16 protein-coding genes and 1 tRNA gene are annotated in these 26,188 nt (G+C 62.1%); 6 read left to right on the forward strand and 11 right to left on the reverse strand.

The features are described from left to right. Positions 1–33 precede the first annotated feature (33 nt). Genes PDMSB3_RS13265 through PDMSB3_RS13275 form a run of 3 tightly spaced genes read left to right on the forward strand, consistent with a single transcriptional unit; the run spans position 34 to position 4,946 of the window. Complete coding sequence (locus PDMSB3_RS13265; protein ID WP_007181261.1) at positions 34–2,793, forward strand: type VI secretion system Vgr family protein; 2,760 nt, start codon at positions 34–36, stop codon at positions 2,791–2,793. Positions 2,794–2,830: 37 nt separating this feature from the next. Beyond that, positions 2,831–4,216, forward strand: coding sequence for an N-acetylmuramidase domain-containing protein (locus PDMSB3_RS13270; RefSeq protein ID WP_007181260.1), 1,386 nt, complete (start codon positions 2,831–2,833; stop codon positions 4,214–4,216). Then, on the forward strand, positions 4,200–4,946 hold the full coding sequence (locus PDMSB3_RS13275; RefSeq protein WP_007181259.1) for a hypothetical protein: 747 nt from the start codon (positions 4,200–4,202) through the stop codon (positions 4,944–4,946). Before PDMSB3_RS13270 ends, PDMSB3_RS13275 begins: the two co-directional genes overlap by 17 nt. A gap of 536 nt (positions 4,947–5,482) precedes the next feature. Here the strand turns inward: PDMSB3_RS13275 and PDMSB3_RS13280 are convergent. Further along, positions 5,483–5,559: transfer RNA gene (locus tag PDMSB3_RS13280), tRNA-Met, on the reverse strand. Between the two features lie 78 nt (positions 5,560–5,637). Then, positions 5,638–5,925 (reverse strand): hypothetical protein, encoded by a 288-nt coding sequence (locus PDMSB3_RS13285; RefSeq protein ID WP_007181258.1) that lies wholly within the window; start codon positions 5,923–5,925, stop codon positions 5,638–5,640. Between the two features lie 169 nt (positions 5,926–6,094). Between PDMSB3_RS13285 and xth the strand changes: the two genes are divergently transcribed. Further along, on the forward strand, positions 6,095–6,871 hold the full coding sequence (xth, locus tag PDMSB3_RS13290) for an exodeoxyribonuclease III (protein WP_007181257.1): 777 nt from the start codon (positions 6,095–6,097) through the stop codon (positions 6,869–6,871). On the opposite strand, the gene PDMSB3_RS13295 is transcribed toward xth, so the two are convergent. The 4 genes from PDMSB3_RS13295 to glnA form a co-directional block, all read right to left on the reverse strand. Next, on the reverse strand, positions 6,829–8,979 hold the full coding sequence (locus PDMSB3_RS13295; RefSeq protein WP_007181256.1) for a prolyl oligopeptidase family serine peptidase: 2,151 nt from the start codon (positions 8,977–8,979) through the stop codon (positions 6,829–6,831). The genes xth and PDMSB3_RS13295 overlap by 43 nt on opposite strands. A gap of 153 nt (positions 8,980–9,132) precedes the next feature. After that, positions 9,133–10,650, reverse strand: coding sequence for a nitrogen regulation protein NR(I) (ntrC, locus tag PDMSB3_RS13300; protein ID WP_007181255.1), 1,518 nt, complete (start codon positions 10,648–10,650; stop codon positions 9,133–9,135). Between the two features lie 35 nt (positions 10,651–10,685). Next, on the reverse strand, positions 10,686–11,828 hold the full coding sequence (gene glnL, locus PDMSB3_RS13305) for a nitrogen regulation protein NR(II) (RefSeq protein ID WP_007181254.1): 1,143 nt from the start codon (positions 11,826–11,828) through the stop codon (positions 10,686–10,688). 194 nt (positions 11,829–12,022) lie between these two features. Further along, positions 12,023–13,438 carry a type I glutamate--ammonia ligase gene (gene glnA / locus PDMSB3_RS13310; RefSeq protein WP_007181253.1) on the reverse strand — a complete coding sequence of 472 codons (1,416 nt, stop codon included), beginning with the start codon at positions 13,436–13,438 and terminating at the stop codon, positions 12,023–12,025. Between the two features lie 441 nt (positions 13,439–13,879). Here glnA and PDMSB3_RS13315 point away from each other — a divergent pair, with 441 nt between their 5' ends. Beyond that, positions 13,880–14,344 carry a rhodanese-like domain-containing protein gene (locus PDMSB3_RS13315; protein ID WP_007181252.1) on the forward strand — a complete coding sequence of 155 codons (465 nt, stop codon included), beginning with the start codon at positions 13,880–13,882 and terminating at the stop codon, positions 14,342–14,344. Positions 14,345–14,605: 261 nt separating this feature from the next. Here PDMSB3_RS13315 and PDMSB3_RS13320 read toward each other — a convergent pair whose 3' ends face one another. The 4 genes from PDMSB3_RS13320 to PDMSB3_RS13335 form a co-directional block, all read right to left on the reverse strand. Next, positions 14,606–15,448 carry a competence/damage-inducible protein A gene (locus tag PDMSB3_RS13320; RefSeq protein WP_165186580.1) on the reverse strand — a complete coding sequence of 281 codons (843 nt, stop codon included), beginning with the start codon at positions 15,446–15,448 and terminating at the stop codon, positions 14,606–14,608. A gap of 30 nt (positions 15,449–15,478) precedes the next feature. Beyond that, on the reverse strand, positions 15,479–16,312 hold the full coding sequence (locus tag PDMSB3_RS13325) for an EI24 domain-containing protein (RefSeq protein WP_007181250.1): 834 nt from the start codon (positions 16,310–16,312) through the stop codon (positions 15,479–15,481). Positions 16,313–16,486: 174 nt separating this feature from the next. Beyond that, positions 16,487–17,485 carry a sterol desaturase family protein gene (locus PDMSB3_RS13330; RefSeq protein ID WP_007181249.1) on the reverse strand — a complete coding sequence of 333 codons (999 nt, stop codon included), beginning with the start codon at positions 17,483–17,485 and terminating at the stop codon, positions 16,487–16,489. Positions 17,486–17,543: 58 nt separating this feature from the next. Next, the gene (locus PDMSB3_RS13335; protein WP_007181248.1) at positions 17,544–18,563 is read right to left on the reverse strand and encodes a YVTN family beta-propeller repeat protein; all 1,020 of its coding nucleotides are present in this window, start codon (positions 18,561–18,563) and stop codon (positions 17,544–17,546) included. 594 nt (positions 18,564–19,157) lie between these two features. Between PDMSB3_RS13335 and PDMSB3_RS13340 the strand changes: the two genes are divergently transcribed. Further along, a complete protein-coding gene (locus PDMSB3_RS13340) occupies positions 19,158–21,587 on the forward strand; it encodes a YadA family autotransporter adhesin (protein WP_165186583.1) in 2,430 nt (809 codons plus the stop codon). Positions 21,588–21,839: 252 nt separating this feature from the next. Here PDMSB3_RS13340 and hrpA read toward each other — a convergent pair whose 3' ends face one another. Further along, positions 21,840–26,174, reverse strand: a complete 4,335-nt coding sequence (gene hrpA / locus PDMSB3_RS13345) for an ATP-dependent RNA helicase HrpA (protein ID WP_165186586.1) — start codon at positions 26,172–26,174, stop codon at positions 21,840–21,842. Positions 26,175–26,188: the final 14 nt, after the last annotated feature.

A 26,188-nucleotide genomic window follows, 5' to 3' on the forward strand; every position in this document is an offset into this window, starting at 1 on the left:
TCGCACATGAGTTGCTGATGATTGGAGTCGCTGATGTCCTGGTTTAAACAGCCGCGCACGCTGGAAGTTACCGGCAAGGCGCTGCCGCAATGGGCGGGCGGACCGCTGTTCGTCGTCTGCCGGCTGTCGGGAAAGGAGAAGCTCGGCCGTCTGTATGACTACGACGTCGACGTGAGCACCATCGATGACGCGGCGCTCAGCGTTATCGAGGCGCAGCAGTTGGTCGATGTCGATGCGCTGATCGGCAAGGAAATCACCGTCCGCATCGCCATCGAAGGCAGCGGGACTGCGGAGCCAGGCCGCACGGGCGGGGCGGAAAACTTCGGCGCGCACGTGCGCAAGCTGACAGGCCTGATCGTTTCGGCGCAGTGCGTCGGCGCGGATGACCGGCGTGCGTTCTACCGGCTCAGGATTCGCCCCTGGCTATATCTCGCCACGTTGAACCGAGACAGCCGGGTCATGCAAAACAAGGACGTGACAGAGATAACACGGGAGGTACTGCTGAAATACCCGTACCCGTTCGACATGCGTCTGGCCGGTCCCGGCGCGGCGCGGCGCCCCTACCCGAAGCGCGAATATCAGCGACAGTGGTGGGAGTCGGATTTCGCATGGCTGTCGCGCTTGTGGCAGGAATGGGGCATCACGTTCTTCTTCAGCGAGAGCACTCTGGTTCTGTGCGACTCACCCGGCGGCTATAAGAAACACCCGGCCGCCTACCAGACGCTGCGCTTTCTCGACCGCGACGGCCAGCGCATCGACGAAGAACATGTCCACGCCTTTCGCATCGCCCGGCAACTTACAACGGGCCAGGTGACGCTGGTCGACTACGACTACACGCAGTCGCTTGCCGACCTTGCGGTTGACGAGGCGAACCCTAGCCAGCGCTCATTCGACAACGCCGAGGAATACGCGTGGGGCGACTATTCGCAGCCGATGGAAGGACCGAACGGCGTCAATCCTTCGTGGCGGAACGATCCCGACTTCGACAGCAGGCACCTCGCGCGCGTGAAAGTCGAGGCGCACCGTTCGAAGAGCCTGCGCGCGAAAGGCAAAGGCAACCTGCGCGGACTGATGACGGGCTATACGTTTGCGCTCGAACGCTATCCGCTGACGCCCGGCAACGGCGAGTATCTGGTCGTGTCGACCGACACCAAGATCGTCAACAACGACACTGTCACCCAGCACGGCGGCTTAATCCGCCAGTACCACTGCGATACGAGGTTTACGGCAGTACCCGCCGCGACGTTCTTCCGTACGCCGCAAAAAGCGCGGAAGCCCCGCGCCTATGCCGAGGCGGCCATCATCACGGGTTATGGGGAGGAACCAACCTTCTGTGACCAGTATGGGCGCGTCAAAGCTCATTTCGTCTGGGACAGGATCGGTGCGAAAAACCAGGACGCAAGCTGCTGGCTACGGGTCGCGTCGCCGTGGCATGGCGCCGAACACGGCGCCATGTGGCTGCCACGCGTCGGACATCATGTACTGGTGGGCTACTACGACAGCGACCCGGACCGGCCCTACATCATGTCCGAGCACACGACCGAGTTGCATCAGGCGCCGTGGGCCTTGCCGAAGAACGACGCGCTGTCGGGCTGGCGCAGCCAGGAACTGAAAGGCCAGTCGGCGAACAGTGTCGTGACGGACGACACGCCCGGACAGTTGCAGGTTCAGGTGGCAAGCGACCACGCGCAGTCGCGGCTCGTGCTTGGCTATAACACGCGCATCGACGGACATGAAGGACGCGACAACGCGCGCGGTGAAGGCTTCGAACTGGCAACCGAAGCACATGGCGTCGTGCGTGCAAATCGGGGCATCCTGGTGACGACCGAAACGCGAGCCGGAGCAATGTCGCCCGTCAAGGACATGGGTGAGACCGTACAACGCCTGACGCAGGCGCGCGAGCAGCATGAAGACCTCGCGCAGCTTGCGCAGCGGCACAACGCGCAACCCGCTGAAGCGAACCAGAACGACGCGACCGGCGCGATCGGCACACAGAACAACGCGATCAAAGGCGGTACAAGGATCCGCGAAAATCCGTCGCCGGAAATGACCCGTCCCGACCTGCTAATGGCAAGCAGCGCGGGCATCGCGACCTCGGCAGCCGACAATACGCACATGGCAAGCGCGAATGATCACGCAGTCACGGCGGGCCGCGATGTGAGCGTGTCGTCGGGGCGGTCGTTACTCGCCTCGGTGCGCGGCGCGATCTCCCTGTTCGCTTACCACCTGGGCATGAAGCTGATCGCGGCGAAAGGCAGGATAGACATCCAGGCGCAAAGCGATGAGCTGGCGCTTGCGGCGCTCAAGGACGTTACCGTTAGCAGCGCGGACGGCAAGATCATCCTCACCGCATCGAAGGAAGTCTGGATTGGCGCCGGCGGTTCGTACATTCAGATCAACGCAGGCGGCATTATCAACGGCTCACCCGGGCCGATTCTCGAAAAGACCCCTTCCTGGGAAAAACCGGACGCATCGTCGATGCGCGCGCCACTGCCAGTCCTTCCGCTCGCCCCGCTCGCTCAGAATCCGACCGACATTTATACGCAGATGTTCGACGTCGGTACCGTTGTCAGGAATCGTGGCATCGGCCCCAAACTGGCTGACCGTCCCTATCGCATTTATCTACCGGACGGCACGATCCAGCAGCAAGGCATGCTGACGGACGGGGCCACGCTGGCCGTTACCACGTCGGTATCGACCAAGGTGAAGTGCGAAGTCGGCGCGGGCGACTGGCGCATCGCGGAGGACGCTTACGACCACGGCGAGTCCGACGGTAGCGACACGTCTGCGTGAGCGCGCATGCAAACGCAGAACGAACTGACTAGAACCTATGGCCCATCACCAGCATCCAGCAAGCCAGCCGAAGGCATCGGCCGCCCCTTACGTGCAAGTTACCCTCGTCTTTCGCGATGTTCTGCAAAAACCCATTGAAGGGCTGTCAGTCCAGATCAAGGCCGGTACGGGCGCGCAGCCCGCTCCCCAATGGACGACAGGAGCGGGCACAGACGCCGACACCGCATCCGCACCGGCCGTTCCCCTCGCACCCGTCTCTACGGCGCCGCCGCCCGCGGTTGCGAACAGCATTCAGGCAACAACGGACAAAGACGGCTATGCGGTCACGATTCGCAATGCCGCACGCAACCAGCAGATTGATGTGCTCGTGAAGAACCGTCGCGGCGAATTCGTCTGGAAGGCAACGGTTACGCCGAAGAAGGACATCAGCGTATTCACGGTCACGAGCCCTGAGTACCACCTGGAAGCCACGACGAAGCTGACGCCCAAAGAGGAATTTGAGCAGGATCTGAATCTTCCCTTCGTCAAACCAGGTGAAGTCATGACGATCGAGCGGCTCGTGAAAGAGTTCGGGCCGTATATTGGGTGGTCGCAGAAAGTCACCGAGCAGGGCAAGGTTAAAAAGGATACCCCGACTCGCCATAAGGAAACCACTGTCGACGACAAGACGAAAAAGAAAAAGACGACCGTGACCATCGAACACCACTACAAGGTTGTCGATACTGGCAAGCCGGCCACTGTCGCATTCAACGTACTCGGTTCAAAGCTCAACTATCCCAAAACGCTGGAGATAAGCGAAAGGAAATACGCCGAAGCCGCGAAGGCTCTCGGTTGTGAGGCGGCGGCCATCAAGGCAGTCGCGATGACCGAAAGCCAAGGGGCAGGGTTTTGCGACAACGGATTACCTAAAATTCTCTACGAACGCCACGTCTTTTTTCGATCTCTCCTGCCAAAGGACAAGCAAAATGAAAAGACGAGTTTATTAAAGAAGGAAGCCAATCCCTTCCCCGCATTTCCTAATCTTTGTCTGCCCATTCCAGGAGGATATACGGCTGGGGAAACTGACGACCGTGGCTGGTCGCATAGCGACGAGAAGGTAATGCATCAATATGAACGCTTTATTCAGGCATGCGCTTTGAATCGTGACGCCGCGATAATGGCATGTTCATGGGGAGCTTTTCAGGTACTGGCCTTTTTCTACAAAGAATTGGGGTACACAAGTCCCACGGAATTGGCCAACCTCGCCATGCAGGGCGTTGATGAGCAATTCGATCTTTTTATTGCCTACGTCAACATGAACGATTCAGCCAAAAAGGCCCTGAAAAAGAAGGACTGGAAGTCTTTTGCATATTATTATAATGGCCACAGCTATCCTAAAAAATATCCGGATAAGATGAGCAAATTTTATGAAAAATTCAAATAGAATATTTTTTAGATTTATTACACTCTGCCTCATTATGCCTTTCTGCCGGATGGCAACAGCAGGTGTCGCGACAACATACGACGAACTGAATTTAGTAACATATCAGTCGGGACAGGATATCGTCGGTTATTACCGCGCTCACGAGCCTCCATTCTCGTGCGAGTTCCTGTTTATGGCGAATCGGGATCATGGAGTAAAAAGTGCGGACGGAACAGAGGCGTTGCAAATGAAAACGTTCGATTTCGTTCCTTATAAAAATACCTTCTCTTATGCTCAGCGTGACCCACGGGCAGAAATCGGCGGAACGCTATACCTGCGCGACAATGAAATCGCCCTGAAAACAGATCATCCACACGGAGGATGTCAGAGTGCAGCGGGATTATTCAACGCGGCGCCCGGAGAACGCGGGGGAAGTCAATATTCGGCGACCAAACGGTTCGACGCGGTCGGCATCGCCGTTTCCGTCGAGAAATCCTATTTTTATGAAAAACCGGGTATTGGCAGACGGCGACAATATATATTGCCAGGAGATCTTGTCACACTACTTAGCCGACGCAATGGTTATTCGTATGCGCGGTACGTTAATCCCGATATGGCGATTGATGAAACAGACTCCCGCAAGGTCGTATCAGGATGGCTTCGCAACAGCGATCTGGCCAACCCCTTCCCTGCTTCTCCGGCAATCGAGTTGATGCGGAGTAGCAAGAAAGAGCGGCGAGATAATGACTGATTCGGTCCGGCTCGGATGGCGCCATCGTGGGTTCAGTGCACACCTCGGCATTTTTTAGAAATTTCGCATCTGTCATGATGAATTGGCCAAAAAAAGCTTTGATTGCCTTGCGTGCGGGGCAGCGGTTCGACCTGCCCCGCACGCCTGTCAGACAACCCGTCAGACGAGCCGCGTCAGACTTGAAACATCGGTGTTGCTGACGCGTGGCGCGCCAATGTTTTACCGAACCCAGGGGCATGCTCTCGTTGCAAGCTTCACGCTCTGTCGAGCCCGCGAGCCATGCGACCGAACAGCAGAAACGTCGCGAACAAAGGGCAGCCGCAGCCGATTCATGGAAGTATCGCGGAGGGGTTTCGCAGACACGCTGGAATTGAGAGAGGCACTAACCGGCGACGCGACAAACGAAGCAAGACAAATCTTTGCGACGCTAACAGGACCGATCGAACTGGAACAGAGGGAAGGCGCTCACTTCGCGCCTTATGACGACATTTCCGAACGGCTGCTCGTCTGTGCTGCCGGAAATGTGTCTTTTGTGTTGGTTGCGGGGGTAGGATTTGAACCTACGACCTTCGGGTTATGAGCCCGACGAGCTGCCAGACTGCTCCACCCCGCGTCAGAGAAAACGGATTGTATAGAGATGTTCGCAATACGTCAAACAGTCGCACGAATTATTTCGCGCTCGTGAAATGACTCAAAGATCCTGGACCGTTGCGCCTTCCACTTTACCGTCGATGATATCCGCGCCGTACTGGCTCGCGCTGCGTTTAGCCACGCCGAAATCGGAGAACGTGGCCGGCAGCACGAGACGAAACACGCGGCTCGCCGTCGAGCCGCTGATCGCGCCAGGCCGGCAGACGCGCACCGCGACGTCGTAACCTTCGGCGTGACGCTTGTGGCCGTCGAATTTGTCGAACGTCCGCGAAAACACTAGCGGGTGCACTTCGAAGTCCTTATAAAGTGCTGGGTAAAGTTCAGCCATGATGCCTCCCCGATGCGCAAGAGTGCGAGTGTGTGTGATCCCACTATACGCCGCGGCACGAGCGATCCGCCCTTTTATTTTCTATGCCGCGGCGGGGCCATTTTCACGGCCCCTCTTTCGCGCGATAAGATGCGGGACTATTGGAATTACGCAAGCTGGAGAGAATGCCATGAAAATTGCCACCTGGAACGTCAACTCCCTCAAAGTCCGCCAGCAACATGTGATCGACTGGCTCGAAACCACCGGCACCGATGTACTGTGCCTCCAGGAATTGAAGCTGCCGGACGAAAAATTCCCGCGCGCCGAACTCGCGGAGAAAGGCTACCGGAGTTGGTTCGCGGGGCAGAAGACCTATAACGGCGTCGGCATTCTGGTGCGCGACGGCCTGACGGTCGATGAAAGCAGCATCGTGCGCAACATTCCCGGCTTCGAAGATCCGCAGCAGCGCGTGATTGCCGCGACCATCGAAGACACGCGCGTTATCTCCGCCTATTTTCCGAACGGCCAGGCGCCGGGCACCGACAAGTTCGCGTACAAGCTGCGCTGGCTCGCCGCGCTGCACGACTGGATCGCGAGCGAGATGGCGTTGCACCCGAAGCTCGCGCTGCTGGGCGACTACAACATCGCGCCGGAAGATCGCGACGTGCACGACCCGAAAGCGTGGGAAGGCCAGAATCTGGTGTCGCCCGAAGAACGCGCCGAGTTCGTGCGGCTGATCGGACTCGGCCTCGTCGACGCGTTCCGCCGGTTCGAGCAGCCGGAGAAGATCTACTCGTGGTGGGACTACCGGATGATGGCGTTCCGCCGCAACGCCGGGCTGCGCATCGATCACATTCTGCTGTCGAAAGCGCTGGCCGAAGTGTGCTCTTCGTGCGACATCGACAAGGTGCCGCGCAAATGGGATCAGCCGTCGGACCACGCGCCGGTCGTCGCGCAACTGGGCTGACGGCCGGCTGGTTGAACCTCGCACGCTGAGCCGTTGCGCTGCTCGCTGTCACCCAGGCAAGACCACAAGAACTCGAGGACGAGGGCGTCCTGCGCCGCCATGTGCAAGCCGTCCGCCGCTCCGTGGCCGCCCTCCTTGTCCTCGAAGTACCAGACGTTGCCGGCGCCGAGCGCCTGCATTCGCGCGGTCATTTTTCGGGCATGGCCGGGGTGCACGCGGTCGTCGCCGGTGCATGTCGTGAACAGCACGGGTGGATACGTGCGCTCAGCCGACAGTTGATGATAGGGCGAATAGGCGGCCAGTACCCTCGCCTGCTCGGGGACATCCGGATCGCCGTATTCTTCGAGCCATGACGCCCCGGCGTGCAGAAAATGGTAGCGGCTCATGTCCAGAAGCGGCACCTGGCTGACCACGGCGCCGAACAACTCGGGCCGTTGCACCATGCACGCCGCCACCAGTAAGCCACCGTTGCTGCCGCCCCGGATGCCCAGTTGCGCCGGCGTCGTCACCCCAGTATCGATGAGCGCCTGTGCGACAGCGATGAAATCGTCGAACGCGCGCTGGCGGTTTGGACCCATCGCCGCAGTATGCCAGGCGGGCCCGAACTCGCCGCCGCCGCGAATATTCGCGACCACGTAGACACTGCCGCGCTCCAACCATCCGACACCGATCCCGCTCATGTAGCCCGGCGTCAGCGCGATTGAAAAACCGCCATAGCCGTTTAGCAGACACGGGCGCGTTTGCTGTCCGGGCTCACGTGGCCCGATCAGGGTATAGGGTACCCGGGTGCCGTCTGCCGAGATCGCATGGGCGCGCGTCACGGCGAAACGCGTGGCATCGAAACTGGCAGGGAATTGATCGATCAACTCCCACTGCGAGAGATCGTCCTGCATCAGATCGACAATCCAGCAGCCGCCGGGCTGAAGATAGTCCTCGACGCCGACATAGGCCTCGTCGTCCATGGTCGGCTCGATCGGCGAAACACCGATCTGCGCGTTCTCCGGCAATGGAAACTCGCGCGAATCCCACTGCCAGATCCCGTCGCCCGACTGCTTTGCCTGCCACAGTATGGTGCGCTGCTGAACGTCGTCGAGATACGAGACGATTAGCAGGTGCCGTGTGAACGAGTAGCCGCAGCCCGACGTTGTCGGCGTGGGCACGAAGAGGGGCACGCAATCCCGCTCGCCGCGCAGGAATGCCGCCTCGCGAATGGCCAGCAACGCGCCGCCCGCGTAGGTCACCTCATCGCAGTCCCAGGGGAGGCGCGGCTGAAAAAGCAGCCATCCGTCCCACACGCCGACTGCAACATGTGCCGGCACGTCGAAGCGCTGCCACTGCCGCGCCTCGTCGAGATAATAGGTATCCGAATCAAATGAATCGACACTGACGAATAGCGCATGGCGCCGTTCGATGGGATCGTAATCTGCACCCACCGAGACGTCGTCGAATTCGGCACGGAACACGACCGGCGCGTCCGTTATCGGTGTACCGCGCGTCCAGCGCCGCACTTCGCGCGGATAGCCGGAACGCGTCAGACTCAACCCGCCATTGTCCCAACCGAGATAGACGGTGTCACGGTCGATCCAGAAAATCGAATGCTTGCCAGGCTCGGGTAACACAAATCCATCGTCGACGAAACGACGTGTCTCGAGATCGAACTCGCGCACGATGACGGCATCCGAACCGCCGGACGAGAGGGAAATCAGCGCCCGGTCGCCATCCGGATAGAGGATCTGCTGATCAGCGCACACCCACTGCGTCTGCTCGTCTTCGCCGAGCGCGTCGAAATCGATCAACGTCTGCCACTCGGCTTGACCGGCACGCCAGCTGGCCCACGAAGTGCGGCGCCAGATCCCTTTGGGATTGTGTTCGTCCTGCCAGATATCGTGTGCCCAATCCCGCCAGCGTGCGGGAATGACCGGCGGATCGCGCGGCAAACAGACGGAAGCGAGCCGGTCTTTGAGCGCGTTGAAGCGTGGCCCGCTTCCCCATGCCGCAAGCGTGCGCGCGTTCTGCCGCTCCACCCATTCGAGCACCACGGGGTCGTCGAGCGCTTCGAGCGCGAGGAATGTGTCAGGAGAAAGAGGCCAGGAAAACGATGTCGGCATAACGGTTCCCGAAATAGAAAGGACAACCGATTATGCCGGTCACTCTAACCGCGGAATCGTGAAGGCGACGACGTGCCGCACCATGCGCGTCAAACGCTCATAGTGCGGGACATCAAGATCAGAATAAATAGGATTACCGCCCCGGCATTCCCATCAAGGTTCGAGATTCAGTTCCTGAATCTTGCGCGTAATCGTATTGCGGCCAATGCCGAGGCGTTCCGCCGCTTCCACCTTGCGGCCGCGCGTGAAATCCAGCGCTTCGCGAATCACCGCCGCTTCGAAGCGGCGCGCGAGTTCGTCCATTACATCCGCGGCGTTCTCGCGCAACATGCGCGCGACTTCGGTGCGCAGGCCGCCTTCCCAGGCGCTGACGGCGGTCGCGACCGGCATGCCACCCGCTGCGGCCGGATGCGCTGCGGCACTCGTGCCGTTGACTGGCGCGCCGCCGGCGAGACCCGCCTCGCCCGTACCGATCACCCCGCTCCCACCGCCGGTCAGATCGCTCACGCCGGCTTGCGCGGGTCCGAGGTCGGGCGGCAGGTCCTTGATCTCGATGGTCTGCGCGGGCGCCATCACCGTGAGCCAGTTGGCGAGGTTCTCCAACTGGCGCACGTTGCCCGGAAACGGCAGCGACGCGAGATAGGCCAGCGCCTCTTCGGACACGCGCTTGGGCTCGACGCCGAGATCACGCGCGCTCTTTTGCAGAAAGTGACGCGTGAGCAGCGGAATGTCTTCACTGCGCTCGCGCAAGGCGGGCAAACGCAAGCGGATCACATTGAGGCGGTGATACAAGTCCTCGCGGAACAAGCCTTGACGTACGCGCGACTCCAGATTCTGGTGTGTCGCCGCGATCACACGCACATTGGCGCGCAACGGATTGTGTCCGCCGACGCGATAGAACTGTCCGTCCGACAGCACGCGCAGCAGACGCGTCTGCAAATCGAACGGCATGTCGCCGATTTCGTCGAGAAACAGCGTGCCGTTCTCGGCCTGCTCGAAACGCCCCTGACGCATGGCCTGCGCGCCGGTGAAGGCGCCGCGCTCATGGCCGAACAATTCGGATTCCAACAGATCCTTCGGAATCGCCGCGGTGTTCAGCGCGATGAAGGGACCGTTCGCGCGTGGGCTATGTCGGTGCAACGCACGCGCGACCAGTTCCTTCCCGGTGCCTGATTCGCCGGTAATGAGCACGGTTGCCGCAGAATGGGACAAGCGGCCGATCGCGCGGAACATGTCCTGCATGGCTGGCGCCTGGCCGAGCATTTCCGGTGCTTCGGTAACGCGTTCGTCCCACGTCTGTTCGCCGCGCATGCTTTCGTCCACCGCGCGGCGAATCAGTTCGACCGCCTTGTCGACGTCGAACGGTTTGGCGAGGTATTCGAACGCGCCGCCCTGGAATGCGGCGACCGCGCTATCCAGATCCGAGAACGCCGTCATGATGATGACGGGCAGGCCCGGCACCTTGTCACGAACGGTTTGCAGCAATTCGAGGCCGGAGCCGCCGGGCATCCTGATGTCGGATACCAGCACCTGCGGGCTGTCGTGATCGAGTGCGGCCGACGCCTCGCGCACGTTCGCGAAGCTGCGGGTCGCGAAGTTTTCGCGGGCCAGTGCTTTTTCGAGCACCCAGCGAATCGATTGATCGTCGTCTACTATCCAGATCGGCTTCATATAGGTCGGTCAGAAGTCTTCAAATACGCGTGGGGTTAGCAGTCGAGCGGCAGCAAAATCTGAAACTCGGTGTGGCCCGGCCGGCTATCCACTTCGATCAGACCGTCGTGTTGTTGCACGAAGGTCTGCGCGAGCGTCAGTCCGAGACCGCTACCGTCCTCGCGCCCCGACACGAGCGGATAGAAAATGCGGTCACGGATCTCTTCGGGAATGCCCGGGCCGTTGTCTGTGATATGCAAGTCCAATGCCAGCTTACATAAGCGTTTCGACACCGTAATCTTGCGGGCAATGCGGGTGCGCAATTCGATCCGCGCATCGCCTTGCGAAATACGTTCGCGCAAGGCTTCGGCCGCGTTGCGCACGATGTTCAGGAGCGCCTGGATCAGTTGCTCCTTGTCGCCGCGCAGGTCCGGCACGCTCACGTCGTAATCGCGCTCGATGGTGAGGCCGCGCGGAAACTCCGCGAGAATCACCTGTCGCACGCGTTCGCACACTTCGTGAATATTCACGTCGCCCACGATATGCGGATGCCGGTGCGGTTCGAGCAAACGGTCGACCAGCGTTTGCAGCCGGTCCGATTCCTTGATGATGACCTGCGTATACTCGCGCAGTTCGTCGCGCTGACGCTCGCCGAGTTCGAACTCGAGCAGCTGCGCCGCGCCGCGAATCCCGCCGAGCGGGTTCTTGATCTCGTGCGCGAGATTGCGGATCAGTTGCTTGTTGACCGCCGTGAGGTCGTTGATACGCTCCTCGCGGTCGGTGCGCAGATGCCGCTCGTTCTCGAACAGTTCGAGCAGCACGTAGTCTTGCGCGCTTTCCAGGAAACCGACGATCGCGTGCACATGCAGCGGCTCGTGGCCCGGACGTTCGAGCACGGCGTCCAGATGCGTCGCGTGAAAACGGTGGGCGGCGATCGCGGAAATGGTCGCGACCAGTTCGTCGGCATTCGAGAAGATGTCCGGCCACGCCATTTGCGTCAGTTGCCGCCGCGAGAGTTCCAGCATCGACTCCGCCGACGGGTTCGCGAACGCGACGCGCAGCGTGCGCTTTTCGAGCACCAGCACGACCGTCGGCAACGCCTCGAAGCCCGGCAGCAAACCGGAGCTGACGAGTTGGGCGTCGTCCGAGAGCGTCGGCTCGTGCGTTTTCCTTGCCTTGATCAGATTCTTAAGAACCATCTTGCAGTCTGGCCGATATGAGATGGTGATAAATCAGGTAGTCCGCCTGCTGTCCAGCTTGATAACGAAAACAATACGACGCAAACGTTGTGCTCGGCCTAACGAAAAAGGGACGGCGCCGCCGTCCCTTCGTGACCGATCGCGAGCGTCGGGCAAAGCACTTCGCCGTGTGAAGGGCGAAGCGCCATTGCCGCTTACAGCGAGTAGTACATTTCGAATTCGATCGGGTGCACCGACTGACGATAGCGTTGCAGCTCGCCCGTCTTCAGTTCGATGTACGCGTCGAGCATCGAATCCGTGAACACGCCACCGCGCGTCAGGAATTCGCGATCGGCGTCGAGCGAATCAAGCGCCTGGTCGAGGCCGGCACACACGGTCGGGATCTTTGCATCCTCTTCCGGCGGCAGGTCGTACAGGTTCTTGTCGGCAGCTTCGCCCGGGTGAATCTTGTTCTGCACGCCGTCCAGACCCGCCATCATCAGCGCGGAGAAGCACAGGTACGGATTCGCCATCGGATCCGGGAAGCGCGTTTCGATACGGCGGCCCTTCGGGTTCGACACGTGCGGAATGCGGATCGATGCCGAACGGTTGCGAGCCGAGTAAGCCAGCTTGACCGGTGCTTCGAAGTGCGGCACGAGGCGCTTGTACGAGTTCGTCGACGGGTTCGTGATCGCGTTCAGCGCGCGAGCATGCTTGATGATGCCGCCGATGTAGAACAGCGCGAATTCCGACAGACCTGCGTAACCGTTGCCCGCGAACAGGTTCGCGCCGTCTTTCCAGATCGACTGGTGAACGTGCATGCCCGAACCGTTGTCACCGACCACCGGCTTCGGCATGAACGTTGCCGTCTTGCCGTACGTGTGCGCGACGTTGTGGATGATGTACTTCATCTGCTGCAGCCAGTCGGCGCGTTGCACCAGCGTCGAGAACTTCGTGCCGATTTCATTCTGGCCCTGGCCCGCGACTTCGTGGTGATGCACTTCGACCGGAATGCCGATCTGTTCGAGCAGCAGACACATTTCCGAACGGATGTCCTGGAACGTGTCGACCGGAGCGACCGGGAAATAGCCGCCCTTCGTGCCCGGACGGTGGCCGGTGTTGCCGCCTTCGAAGTCCAGTGCCGACGACCACGGTGCTTCTTCCGAACCGATCTTGACGAACGTGCCCGACTGGTCCGTGCCCCACTTGACCGAGTCGAAAATGAAGAATTCGGGTTCCGGACCGAAGAATGCCGTGTCGCCGAGGCCCGTGCTCTTCAGATAGGCTTCAGCGCGCTTTGCCAGCGAACGCGGGTCGCGCTCGTAACCCTTGCCGTCCGCCGGTTCGACGACGTCGCAGGTCAGCACGAGGGTCGATTCTTCGTAGAACGGGTCGATGAACGCCGTGTTCGCGTCCGGAACCAGCAACATGTCCGATGCTTCGATGCCTTTCCAGCCGGCAATCGACGAACCGTCAAACGCATGGCCGCTTTCGAACTTGTCTTCATCGAATGCCGACACCGGCACCGAAACGTGTTGCTCCTTGCCGCGCGTGTCGGTGAAACGGAAGTCGACAAACTTGACGTCTTCGTCTTTGACGAGTTGAACGACGTCGGCCACGGATTTACTCATAACCTATCTCCTGATTAACGAATTCGGCGGATTCAGCCGCCGCCCAATCTAGCTGACCCGTCCCGGCGCGTCCACCCCTCAATGGGCAGGAACGAATATAAAAATCTGCTCGGACAAATCGATCGGCACCACTAAAGCAGCTTCTGTGCCATGCATGCGCCAACCCGGCGCAAAACCCGACTGCGCGCGCATTTGCGGGGAATGGGCGCACCGAACGGCATGCAGCCCCGAATTCTTCGAACCTCTTCTCGCACCAGTTTCGTGCATTCGTCAATTCGGTAACAGCCGCCATCTTTATTTTGGTGCATTCCATAGAATTTGCACCATATTTGCGCATTCCTCCGGCCGAGGCGTCCAACCGGCCAGCGCCGTTCGCGCCACGCGTGCGCGCTTCACTCCGCGCGCTAGAATGATCATTTGGTCCGAAGGAGATATGCGCTCATGAGCACGCTCGAACAGTTGTACGCGGTCGCGGACAAGCGCCGCGCCGAGAACCAGTTGCCGTATGCGGGCGCGATATCGCCTGCGGAAGCGTTCGAACTGTTGCAGCTCGATCCGCGCGTGCGCCTCGTCGACGTGCGCACGCGCGCCGAACTCGATTGGGTCGGCCGCCCGGTGATCGGCGACGGACAATATGCGCACGTGGAATGGACGCGCTATCCGGGCGCGGTGCCGAATCAGGAATTCCTCCAGCAATTGAATCAGGTCGCCACGCCTGACACGCCGGTGCTGTTCCTGTGTCGCAGCGCCGCGCGCTCCAAGCTCGCCGCGATTGCGGCCACCCAGGCTGGCTTCAACAAGGCGTACGACCTGCTGGAAGGCTTCGAAGGCGACAAGGACGGCCAAGGGCATCGGAAGACGGTGTCGGGCTGGTGCTTTCGCGGATTGCCGTGGATTGGCGCGTAAATGCAGCATGTGGCGGCTTGATTGCTGCCTGGTTGTTACATTGCCTCTGCCTGCGCTCTTGCCTGATTGCCGCATGCCGCCCCGGCTCGTCGAAACCGGCTCAAGACAGCCCTGTCGAGGCTCGCGCGTGCGGACAAGTGCATCGTCTGCGCTAAATGTGACGCGCCGATGATGCGCCGATGCCACGCCCAGATGGATGACGAGCGCGATAAAAAAGGGGCGCCGCAGCGCCCGAACAAATCTGGATGCATGCCGCGCTGATCAGGCGCGCGGTTTCGTCGCCACGGCTGCTGCCGCTGCCTCGGGTTCGACGATATCGCCGCCCAGCAGATGCACACCTTCGCGCAGCTTGACGAATGCCGCTGCCACTGCTTCGGGTTCGCCCTTCACGCCCAGGTCGATATGATGCCGCGCATACACACCGCCGCGTTCCGCATCGCCCACGCTCGGCAGACTGAAGACCCGCACGCCCGGAAAATCGTGTTCGATCTTTTCCATCAGCGGCGTGAGGCGTGACTCCGGCAACTCAAACACCAGTAGCGACTTCTCCGCGTGCGGCATAGCGTGATGCAGATGCGCGTATTGCGTGTCCAGCACCCACTCGATCATCGGCCACGCCATGACGGGGAAGCCCGGCACGAACTGATGCTGCTGGATCGAAAAACCCGGAATCTTGTTGTACCCGTTCGGAATGATCGACGCACCCTGCGGATAGGTGCCCATATTCAGGCGATGCCGGTTCTCCGGCGACTCCAGATCGAGCGGCGTCGCAGCGTTCGCCGGGTGCATGTCGCGGATCCGCTCCTGAATCAGCTTCGCGGCTTCTGGGTGCAGTTCGAGCGGCACGCCGAGCGCGGCCGCCGCGCATTGGCGCGTGTGGTCGTCCGGCGTGGCGCCGATGCCGCCCGTGGAAAACACGATGTCGCCGGAAGCAAACGTGCGCCGCAGCGTCGCCGTGATGCGCTCGGGGTCGTCGCCGATGTACTCCGCCCAGCCGAGCGACAGCCCACGCGCGCCGAGCAATTCGATAACCTTCGGCAGATGCTTGTCGATACGCCTGCCCGACAGGATCTCATCGCCGATGATGATGACGCCAAATGCCATTGCCGCCTCTTTCGCTTAGTCAGTAATTCATCAGTAAGGAACCGGCGCCGCGTGTCGCACGCCGCCGTGCTCTTCCGCGCGCATGCGTTGCAGCGCGCGCAAACAGTAGTAGCCGAACCACAGCGCCGAAAACACGAGGATGAAGGCATAGATCCAGATCGTCACGGCCGTGACCACCGGAAACAGTACGATCAGCCAGACTGACGACGCCCATAGCAGCGTGGGCAGCGAACCCAGCAAGCCGCTGGCAATGCCGATCAGCAGCAGCGGCAGGCGGAAGCGCCGCACCAGCGCGCGCCGCTCGTCACGCGTGGCATGCAGCGCTAGCGCGTCGTAGCTCATCACGCGATACGTGAGCCACCCCCACAGCAGCGGCGGAATCAGCGCGAAGAACGGCGGCACAAGCCAGAGCGGCAGCGTGACGATCAGCAGCACCAGACACACCAGCGTGGTCCACAACGCCTGCGCGAGGCTACCGTACCACGTTCCGCCGCGGCGCATTTCCAGGCTCGGGAACTGGCGCGCGGACAGGAAGCGGATCACGGCGGGCATCGACAGCGTGGCGATCAGCAGCAGCACCGTGACGACGATCAGCGGAATCGCCATCGCGATCACGATAAACGGCGCGATCGCCGCGTGCAGCGCCGCAAAACCGAGCCAGTCGAACAGATGATAAAGCGTCAGCGTGAAAGACCAGCCTTCGAGCCAGGTGCGGGTCGCGCCGATCAGCGTCTGCCAGGAAAACCACAGGATCACGCCCCACCCGACCGTTGCCGCGAGAAACGGCATGAAGGTCAGCCAGAGCATGCGCGGGTGGAGCGCGCTTGCGAGCGCGCGTCCGAACGAGCGCAACAGATCATTCATGCGAGCCAGTGCCGGTGAACGAAACGATGGAATAGGAAAAACCGCGCGACGATCCGGCCAGGCGGCCCGACGCCCGTCCAACAAGGGGACTTCCTGCGGGGCGTGCGCAAACGTGAACAGGATAAACCACGTGATGCGCCGCCGGGGAAACCGGCGGCGTGGGAGGATGCGCGCTCAAACGGCGGCGGCGTCGTTACTTTCGGTGCGGCGCTTCGGCGAAAGGCGCCCGGCGATGCGCACGAGGGCGAGCCAGTGCTGCGCCCAGAAACCTTCGCCGTAGCGGCGGCCTTCGAGTTGATCGCTGATGCCGGTCGGCTCCATGTCGCGGCTCCAGGACACACTGCGAAACAGCATGTCCCACCACGGAAACAGCACGCCGAAGTTGCAACCGTACTTCAAACCTTCGTGGCCGTAGCCGATCGCATGATGGCGGCGATGAAAGGTCGGACTGACCAGCAGACGCTCACCCAGCCAACCGAAATACAGACGGATATTCGCGTGCTGCACGCTCTGCGCGAGATTCGTAATGGCCACCAGTACGACGAACTGCGACGGCGGCACACCGATCACCAGCGCGATCACCGCGAAAAACGAAGCCTGCAGCAGATCGTCGAGCAGATGGTTGCGGTCGTCGGACCACAGCGACATCTGCTGCTGGCTGTGGTGCACCGCATGCAGTTCCCACCACACGCCGATCCGGTGCTCCCAACGGTGATACCAGTAACCGGCGAAGTCGAGCACGAGCAGATACATCACGAACGTGACGAGCGGCTGCGTGGTGACGCCCGGCCACAGATTGTCGAACTCGATATTCGAAATGTTGTGCAGCCGCAGCCACGCCTGCACATTGTCGAAGAACGGCTGCAGCGCGAAAAAAAAGAACAGGTTGAGAATGCCGAGCTTGGCGATCCACGTGTAGATCACATCGACGCGCACCGCCTTGCGGTTCTCCCACTGCTCCACCGGACGCAACGCTTCGAGCGGGCGCAGGATCGCGTACATGGCCAGCACTTCGAAGACGCCCACGATCACCCAGTACAGGCTGTCGTAGGTGTCTTCGTCGTAGTCCATCAGATTGAAGCGGAACAGCAGCGGCTGCACCACGTCGACGTACAGCAACGTCTGCACGGCTGAGACGAAGCTGTCGAGGGAAGAAAAAATCAGATGGAACATGGTGCTGGCCTGTTACTTCATCCGTGACGGTTCGCCTGGTGCAGCATGAACCCTTGCATCAGGCGCCATTCGGCGCCGTGACCGGCGCGCGATTGAAGAAATAGATGCCGTGCGGCGAACGGCCCACGGCAATCGTCTGGATCAGCTTACGCGTTGTCAGGTCGATGATGCCGACGTGCTTCGCGAAGCGGAACGTAACCCACAGATAGCGTTTGTCGGCGGAAAGTTCCATGTCGTCGGGTCCGGGCATCAAACCCGTGATGTCGCCGACGTTGGTGAGCGCATCTTCGTCGATGATGCTGATGGTGCTCGCCACCCGGTTCGACACCGCGACGTGCTTGCCGTCGGCCAGCGAGCGGAAGTTATGCGCGCCGTTGCCCGTGTGGATCGTCTTGATGACCTTCTGGTTGCGCCAGTCGACCACCGCCACGTAATCCGCGCCCGTCATGCCGACCAGCAGGTATTTGTCGCCCGGCGTCATCCACAGGCCCGCCGGCACCTTGCCGACTTTCATCTTCCACTTGACGGTCTGCGTGGCGAGATCGATCGCCGCCAGTTCGCCCGATACCTGCAGCGTGACGAAAACCGTTTTGCTGTCTGTCGTGAACGCCATGTGGCTCGGCATGACCGCGAGCGGCAGGCGCGACGCCAGCGTCATCTGGTTCTTCTGGCCGTCGTAATGATAGATGTCGAGACGGTCCAGACGCAGGCCGGTGGTGACCAGCCATTTGCGGTCAGGCGAAAACCCGATCTGATACGGATCTTCGATATTTTCGACCCAGCGCTGCACCTGGCCGGTTTTCGGATCGACGAACATCAGATTGTTCGACACCGAATTCGCCACGATCAACGACGAATTGTCCGGCGTGGCCATCAGATGGTGCGGTTCCTTGCCCGTGGGCACGGTGCCGATCACCTGATGGGTGGTCTCGTCGATCAGGCTCAGCGTGGCTTCGCCGGAATTGAGCACGATCACGTTGTTGGCGTGGGCGGCCGGAGAAAAAAAACCTGCGGCGGCAACCAGTGCCGCACCCGCGGCGAACGTGGCAGTCAAGCCGGGAAGAAAAAATTTGCGCATGAAAACTCACTTCGGAGAACAGCCATCATTGTAGAACGTTTGCCAGGGCCAGCGGTTGACGCAGGTCGGTGTTCGGGCACGAGAGAAATCAGGGGCGCGATGGGCTTTGGCGCCGCCTGGCAAGCAGGCCGGCGCCATCCTCGCTCACGTCGTTCCGAAACAACGGGCAATGATTATCAGGCTTGAAGTCTTAAATCTCATTCAAAGCATGTGAATACGAGAACAGACTTAAATTGAAAACATAATTGCCAGAATATCTAGGATCATTCTTTGGTTGATTCATTTTCCCACACCGGTGAATCGACAGTTACGCTCACAAAAAGAATTTTCCTCGCTGACTTCGCGATTTAACTGACCTCTCTGCGTTTCGCAGGATTGGACAATCCCGCAGCCTCATCGCCCACGCGATCAACCCAGTGGACGCAGGCATGACGCGGGCGGTTCCTGCGCGCAAAAAATACCGGGGCACCGGCACAGGAACTCCGAATCCTGCGGGTATTTATTTTTGCGCAATTTATCAGGGCGATGAATCCTTACTGGTCCCCCGCGTTGATGCGCTGTCCGTCTACACAATAGCGCGGAGTTTCTAAAACAATGAATTTCAATAAACCATTGGTCTGGTATAAAACGACGGAAACGTGGCTGGCGGAACCGGCGCCGGCAAGATCGAAGACAAGGCGAGCAGCGGGTCGCGAGAAAGCTATCGCGCGGGCGGTGCTGGGGCTGGCGGTATTGGCAGGGGGCGCGCCGGCGGCACAGGCGGCCACCATCTATTTCGCGGCAGCCCCGTTCAATCCCGCAACGGACGCGAATGCCACGGCCGTCGGCCCCGGCTCGATCGCGGAGGGCATCGCGGCACAGGCGGTGGGCGCCTATTCCATTGCGCACGGCATGCAGGCGAACGCGGCCGGCACTCATGCGGTAGCACTCGGCATGGACGCGCAAGCGCTGAGCGAAAGCTCGATCGCAACAGGTTTTCAGGCCACGGCGGCAGCCACCTTCTCGATTGCGACGGGCGTGCAATCGAACGCACAGGCCTTCGGCTCGATTGCGACTGGCGTGCAAGCAACCGCGCGCGGCGACAGATCGACCGCGACAGGCCTTCAGTCCGATGCCGAGGGCGACAATTCGATCGCGACCGGCGCGCAAGCAAGAGCGATCGGCACGAGTTCTGTCGCGATCGGCTACCTGTCGAGCACGCTCGGCACCGGTGCCTTCGCGGGCGGCAATTGGGCCCTGGCGGCGGCTGACTACAGCACTGCGATCGGCAATCAGGCCTTCGCGAACGGCGTTGGGGCAATGGCGTTGGGCGCATTCGCGCAGGCTGCCGGCGGCAACGCCACGGCTCTCGGCGCCAATTCCAGTGCCTCGGGCACAGGCGCCACCGCATTCGGCGCCGACGCATCCGCGGCGTCGGCGGGCAGCATCGCCGTCGGTTACGCCGCCGTTGCCAGCAACGCCGGCTCGATTGCAATGGGCCGTAACGCGAATGCATCCGCTGACGGTTCGGTTGCCTTGGGCCAGGGTTCGTTGGCTGACCGCGCCAATTCCGTCTCGGTCGGCTCCGCGGGCAACGAACGTCAGGTCACGAACGTCGCAGCCGGCACCCAGGCAACCGACGCCGTCAATCTGAGCCAGTTGCAGGCTGTTAGCGCGAACGCTTCGCGCTATTTCAAGGCAAACGGCCTGAACGACGGAACGGACGATGCATCGGCCACGGGCGCCAACGCAGTCGCCATCGGCGGTTCGGGACTCGCCGCAGGACAAGCGAGCCTTGCCGTCGGCACGGGCACGCAGGCGAATGGCGACTTCAGCACGGCGGTGGGCGGCTTCGCCGTCGCTCAGGCTGACGGGTCCACCGCCGTTGGCTATCAGGCAAGCGCAATGGCCACCAATGCAACCGCACTCGGTTATCAGGCAAGCGCAATGGCCACCAATGCAACCGCACTCGGTTATCAAGCCAACGCCGCCGCCGCGAACTCCACCGCGCTCGGCCGTCAGGCGAGCGCGGTGGCCGTCGGCTCGGTCGCACTCGGCCAGGGCTCGGTAGCCAACCGCGCGGGAACCGTCTCCGTGGGCTCCGCCGGCAACGAACGCCAGATTACGAACGTCGCGGCCGGTGCCGCCGACACCGACGCCGTCAACCTCGCACAGTTGAAAGCCGTGAGCGCGCAAGGCGCGGCCACCGCCGCGAAGCTCGACGGCGCGGTGATGTACGACCGGAACGCCGACGGCAGCGTTGACCGGAGCAGCGTCACGCTTGGCGGCGACAGTTCGAACGGCGGCACCCTGATCCACAACCTCGCGGCCGGCGTTGCCGGAACCGATGCGGTCAACGTGAACCAGCTGAACGCGGCCATCGCCGGCGCCGTCAACAACGCCGTGGTCGATGCGGCCAATCCGTTCTTCAGCGCGCAAGGCAATCGTGATACCGAAGCCGCCGTGTCGTCCGGCACGCACGCCGTCGCCATGGGCGCCAGCGCGCAGGCCACTGGCGCCAACGCAATCGCCGTCGGTGCAAGTTCGCTGGCGGGAGGCAACAACGCCACCGCGCTCGGCGCGGCGGCGAATGCCAGCGCCGACAACTCGGTCGCGCTGGGCCAGGGCTCGATCGCGGATCGGGCGAACACGGTATCAGTCGGCGCGGCGGGCCAGGAACGCCTGATCACCAATGTCGCGGCCGGCGTGCAAGGCACCGACGCCGTCAACGTCAACCAGTTGCAACAAAGCACCAGCGCTGCGCTCAGCCAGGCAAACAGCTATACCGATGACCAGATCCGCTCCGCCCGCCGCGACTCATACGGTGGCACGGCATCCGCAATGGCAATGGCCGGTTTGCCGCAAGCGGTCCTGCCCGGTCACGGGATGGTCGCGATGGCCGGCGGCACCTACGCCGGCCAGTCGGCGTTCGCCATTGGCGTATCGCAGCTCTCGGAAACGGGTAAGTGGGTCTACAAGCTGCAAGGCACCACGGATTCGCGCGGCCAGTTCGGCGCGTCGATCGGCGCCGGTATGCACTGGTAAGCCGGACCAGGCCGAACTGACAGGGCGAACCGGGGCCGAGGCCGCCACTGCCGTGGCCCGGGTATCGATGTAGCGAGTGTCTCGGGCGCGAGTCGGAAAAAGAGGCCCGCGTCTTTCGCGCGCGACGTCATTCTCACGAGGCATGGCGTTGCGCGCCTTTTTTATCCGCGCGGTGAGAGCTTAGCGGCGCGCCACGCGAGCCGCCCCTCCAGACGGGGCAGGCATGGCGCCCCACCCCGCTTGTCGCGGCGCTCAGCGCTGCATCGACTCCCACACCTTGTAGAGGCGCTTCACCGAAACCGGCATCGGCGTGCGCAATTCCTGCGCGAACAGCGAGATCCGCAGTTCCTCCAGCAGCCAGCGGAACTCCGACAGGCGCGGATCCAGCACGCCGCCGCGTTGCGCCACCGCGCGCTGATAGTTCTGCAGCAGCGGATGGAACTCGGCGAACTGTCGGGCGTCGCGCGCGGGGTCCGCCTTCAGCTTGTCGATGCGCAGCGCGATCCCTTTCAGATAGCGCGGGAAATGCGCCAGTTGCGGGTACGGCGTGTCGGCCACGAAGCGCTTGCCGATCAGCCCATCGAGCTGATTCTGCAGATCCGCATGCGCGGTCGTGAACGACTTCGCCTGCACCAGCTTTTTCGTCACGCCCGCGTATTCGCCGAGAATCTGCCCGACCAGGCGGGCAATTTCCTGAGCCAGCAACGTCAGACGGCTGCGGCCCTCGTCGCGGCGCGTGTGGAAACTGAGGTCGTCATCGGGTAACGGGTCTTGCAGACAGGCGCGGTCGAGCGCGGTGTCGATCAGTTGATCGCGCAACTCTTCCTGGGTGCCGCGCGGCATGAACTGCATCGCCATTTCGCGCAAGCCCGGCAGATTCTTTTCCAGATACTTGATCGGCTCCTTCAACTGCAACGCGAACAGCCGGCGCAATCCCGCGCGATGAATCCGCGCGGCTTCGTCGGGTGAATCGAACACTTCCACGTCGCAATGCGTGCCGCGATCCACCAATGCGGGATAACCGAACAGCGTCTGCCCGCCACGACGGATTTCGAGCAGTTCGGGCAATTTGCCGAAATTCCAGGTCGTCAGCTTTTCATACAGCGCGGTGCCTTGCGCACCGGCTTGCGGCGCGGTCTGCGGGCCCGATGCGGGCGCGCCCTTGCCGCGCTGTGCCGCTGCGCCCGCGTGGCCGGACGCTTGCGACGGCGTTGCGACACCGCCGCCGCCCGCGTCCGCCAACGCCGCACCCGCCGCGCTCGATGCGATCTTCTGAAAATGCTGCTGCGCCTGGCCGCCGAGTTCGGCGCGCAGTTGCGACAGATTGCGGCCCATCGCGAGCTGACGCCCATGCTCGTCGACGATCTTGAAGTTCATGAACAGATGCGGCGGCAGCGTTTCGAGCTTGAAGTCCGACTGCTTCATCGCGACCTGCGTGTGCTCGCGAATATCGGCGATCAGCGACTCGAGCAAACCGCCCGCGCCGAAGCGCGGCCCGCTATGCCGGTCGACGAAACCCGTCGCGTACTCGGGCAGCGGCACGCAATGACGGCGCAGTTTCTGCGGCAAGGACTTCAGCAGCAGTTGCGTCTTTTCCTTCAGCATGCCGGGCACGAGCCATTCGCAGCGGCGCGCATCGACCTGATTCAGCGCATACAGCGGCACGCCGAGCGTCACGCCGTCGCGCGGCGAACCCGGCTCGAAGTGATACGTGAGCGCCATGTCGACGCCCGCCATCGTCATCCGTTTCGGGAACAGGTCGGTGGTCACGCCGGCGGCTTCGTGCCGCATCAGATCGTCACGCGACAGATACAGCAGGCGCAATTTGTCTTCGGGCTGGCCGCTCTTTTTCACCTCGTCGCGATACCAGCGCTCGAACGACGCGCCGGTGTAAATGCCCTTCGGCAGCGCCTGATCGTAGTAGGCAAAAATCAGTTCGTCGTCGACCAGCACGTCCTGGCGGCGCGACTTGTGTTCGAGCTGTTCGATATCGGCGAGCAGCTTGCGGTTGTGCGTGAAGAAAGCGAGCTTCGTATCGAACTCGCCTTCCACCAGCGCGCCGCGAATGAACAGCTCGCGGGCGCGCGCCGGATCCTGTTTACCGAAGCTCACGCGCCGCCGGTGATAGATCGGCAGGCCATAAAGCACCGCGCGCTCGAAAGCGGAAACCTGTGCCGCGCGCTTCTCCCAATGCGGCTCGGAAAGCGACTTCTTCAACAGGTGCGGGCCGATCTTCTCGATCCACTCCGGCTCGATCTTCGCGATGCAGCGGGCGTATAGCCGGCTCGTCTCGACCAGTTCGGCGGCCATTACCCACTTGCCGGCTTTCTTCACCAACGCCGAGCCGGGCCACAGATAGAACTTGATGCCGCGCGCGCCGAGATAGTACGGTTCGTCGTCGGCCTTCAGGCCGATGTTGCCGAGCAAACCCGTCAGCAGTGCGAGATGGATCTGCTCGAAAGTCGCTTCCGCTTCGTTCAAACGCCAGCCATGTTCACGCACCACCGTGAGCAGTTGCGAGTGCACGTCGCGCCATTCGCGCAGACGCAGTTGCGACAGGAAGTTCTTGCGGCATTCCTCGTGCAGTTGCTTGTTCGATTTCTTGTGCGTGATCGCTTCTTCGAACCAGTTCCAGATTTTCAGCCACTGGAGGAATTCCGAGCGCTCGTCGGCGAACCGGCGATGCGCCTGATCGGCCTGCTCCTGCGCTTCGATCGGCCGGTCGCGCGGATCCTGCACGGACAACGCACTCGCGATGATCAGCACTTCCTTCAGCGCCTGCTGGTCGCGAGCGGCCAGAATCATCCGCCCCACGCGCGGGTCGAGCGGCAGGCGCGCGAGTTCGCGGCCGAGCGGCGTGAGCTGGTTGTCGTCGTCGACGGCGCCGAGTTCGTTGAGCAGTTGATAGCCGTCGGCGATCGCGCGGCCCGGTGGCGGCTCGATGAACGGGAACGTCTCGATCGCCGTCAGATGCAGCGACTTCATGCGCAGAATCACCGAGGCCAGCGACGAGCGCAGAATCTCCGGATCCGTGAAGCGCACGCGTCCCTGGTAGTCGCTTTCCTCGTACAGGCGAATGCAGATGCCGTCGGCGACCCGGCCGCAACGGCCGGCCCGCTGATTCGCGGCGGCCTGCGAGATCGACTCGACCTGCAACTGCTCGACCTTGTTGCGATACGAGTAGCGCTTCACCCGCGCGAGTCCGGTATCGACCACGTAGCGGATGCCCGGCACCGTCAGCGAGGTTTCGGCGACGTTGGTGGCCAGCACGATACGGCGCGCGTTCGACGTGCGGAACACGCGCTCCTGTTCGGCCGCGGAAAGCCGCGCGAACAGCGGCAGAATTTCCGTATGCGGCGGATGGTGCTTGCGCAGCGCCTCGGCGGCGTCGCGGATTTCGCGCTCGCCGGGCAGGAATACGAGCACGTCGCCCGGACCTTCGCGGCAGAGTTCGTCGACGGCATCGACGATGGCTTCCATCAGATCGCGATCGGTTTCGCGCTGGGTTTTCGGCCGCTCGCCACGCGACGCGGAAGACGACGCGCTGCCTTGCGCGGCCTTCACGGCGGGGCTGTCTTCCGCGACGGGCCGGTAGCGCACCTCGACCGGATAAAGCCGCCCGCTCACCTCGATCACCGGCGCGGGCTTGTCTTCGCTCCCGAAGTGACGCGCGAAACGGTCAGCGTCGATCGTCGCCGAGGTCACGATCAGTTTCAGATCGGGCCGCTTGACGAGAATTTCCTTCAGATAACCGAGCAGAAAGTCGATGTTCAGGCTGCGCTCGTGCGCCTCGTCGATGATCAGCGTGTCATACGCCTTGAGCAGCGGATCGGTCTGCGTTTCGGCGAGCAGGATACCGTCGGTCATCAGCTTGACCGATGCGCCCGGCGACAGATTGTCGGTAAAGCGCACCTTGTAGCCGACCACCTCGCCGAACGGTGTGCCGAGTTCCTCGGCGATGCGGCGGCCCGTCGCCGACGCGGCGATCCGGCGCGGCTGCGTGTGGCCGATCAGACCGGAGCCGCCCGCGCCGAGCCCGCGGCCCAGTTCGAGGCAGATTTTCGGCAGCTGGGTGGTTTTACCGGAACCGGTCTCGCCGCAGACGATCACCACCTGATTCCGCGCGATGGCGCTCGCGATTTCCTCGCGGCGGCCCGACACGGGCAGCGCTTCAGGATAGGTGATGGGCGGAATCGGATTGGGCTCGACGAGACGCGGCGCGCGTGCAGCGCGTGGCGGACGCGGCGGCTGCGGTTCGCGGCGGTTCGCGCTACCCTCACCGCCTCGCTGCGACTGCCGGTCTTGCGGCGCACTCTCTGCTCGACTCAGGTGCTGGCCGGAACCACCACCTTCCTTGGCGCGTGGCGACTGCGACTCGCCGCTTCCCCGACGGGACGCGGCGCGGCCCGATTCACTTTTCAGCGCCTGCGCATTTTCCGCGGCGCGCCGCGATTCGCGCGCCGTATCCGGCGCGTTGCGTTCGGCGTCCTGCGCATTGCGGCGCTTCGCGTCGCCGGCCTTCGCCTGATCGGCGGCCGGCGCCGGATTCTCGTTCGCCGCAGCGGGACTTTTGGGTACATTCGACATGGGGGCGCATTATA

The sequence above is a fragment of the Paraburkholderia dioscoreae genome, from assembly GCF_902459535.1.
Classification (GTDB): Bacteria; Pseudomonadota; Gammaproteobacteria; order Burkholderiales; family Burkholderiaceae; genus Paraburkholderia; species Paraburkholderia dioscoreae.

Coding starts and splice junctions, on each gene's coding strand:
- PDMSB3_RS13265 (WP_007181261.1), top strand. CDS start 34: ATGTCCTGGTTTAAACAGCCGCGCACGCTGGAAGTTACCGGCAAGGCG.
- PDMSB3_RS13270 (WP_007181260.1), top strand. CDS start 2,831: ATGGCCCATCACCAGCATCCAGCAAGCCAGCCGAAGGCATCGGCCGCC.
- PDMSB3_RS13275 (WP_007181259.1), top strand. CDS start 4,200: ATGAAAAATTCAAATAGAATATTTTTTAGATTTATTACACTCTGCCTC.
- PDMSB3_RS13285 (WP_007181258.1), bottom strand. CDS start 5,925: ATGGCTGAACTTTACCCAGCACTTTATAAGGACTTCGAAGTGCACCCG.
- xth (WP_007181257.1), top strand. CDS start 6,095: ATGAAAATTGCCACCTGGAACGTCAACTCCCTCAAAGTCCGCCAGCAA.
- PDMSB3_RS13295 (WP_007181256.1), bottom strand. CDS start 8,979: ATGCCGACATCGTTTTCCTGGCCTCTTTCTCCTGACACATTCCTCGCG.
- ntrC (WP_007181255.1), bottom strand. CDS start 10,650: ATGAAGCCGATCTGGATAGTAGACGACGATCAATCGATTCGCTGGGTG.
- glnL (WP_007181254.1), bottom strand. CDS start 11,828: ATGGTTCTTAAGAATCTGATCAAGGCAAGGAAAACGCACGAGCCGACG.
- glnA (WP_007181253.1), bottom strand. CDS start 13,438: ATGAGTAAATCCGTGGCCGACGTCGTTCAACTCGTCAAAGACGAAGAC.
- PDMSB3_RS13315 (WP_007181252.1), top strand. CDS start 13,880: ATGAGCACGCTCGAACAGTTGTACGCGGTCGCGGACAAGCGCCGCGCC.
- PDMSB3_RS13320 (WP_165186580.1), bottom strand. CDS start 15,448: ATGGCATTTGGCGTCATCATCATCGGCGATGAGATCCTGTCGGGCAGG.
- PDMSB3_RS13325 (WP_007181250.1), bottom strand. CDS start 16,312: ATGAATGATCTGTTGCGCTCGTTCGGACGCGCGCTCGCAAGCGCGCTC.
- PDMSB3_RS13330 (WP_007181249.1), bottom strand. CDS start 17,485: ATGTTCCATCTGATTTTTTCTTCCCTCGACAGCTTCGTCTCAGCCGTG.
- PDMSB3_RS13335 (WP_007181248.1), bottom strand. CDS start 18,563: ATGCGCAAATTTTTTCTTCCCGGCTTGACTGCCACGTTCGCCGCGGGT.
- PDMSB3_RS13340 (WP_165186583.1), top strand. CDS start 19,158: ATGAATTTCAATAAACCATTGGTCTGGTATAAAACGACGGAAACGTGG.
- hrpA (WP_165186586.1), bottom strand. CDS start 26,174: ATGTCGAATGTACCCAAAAGTCCCGCTGCGGCGAACGAGAATCCGGCG.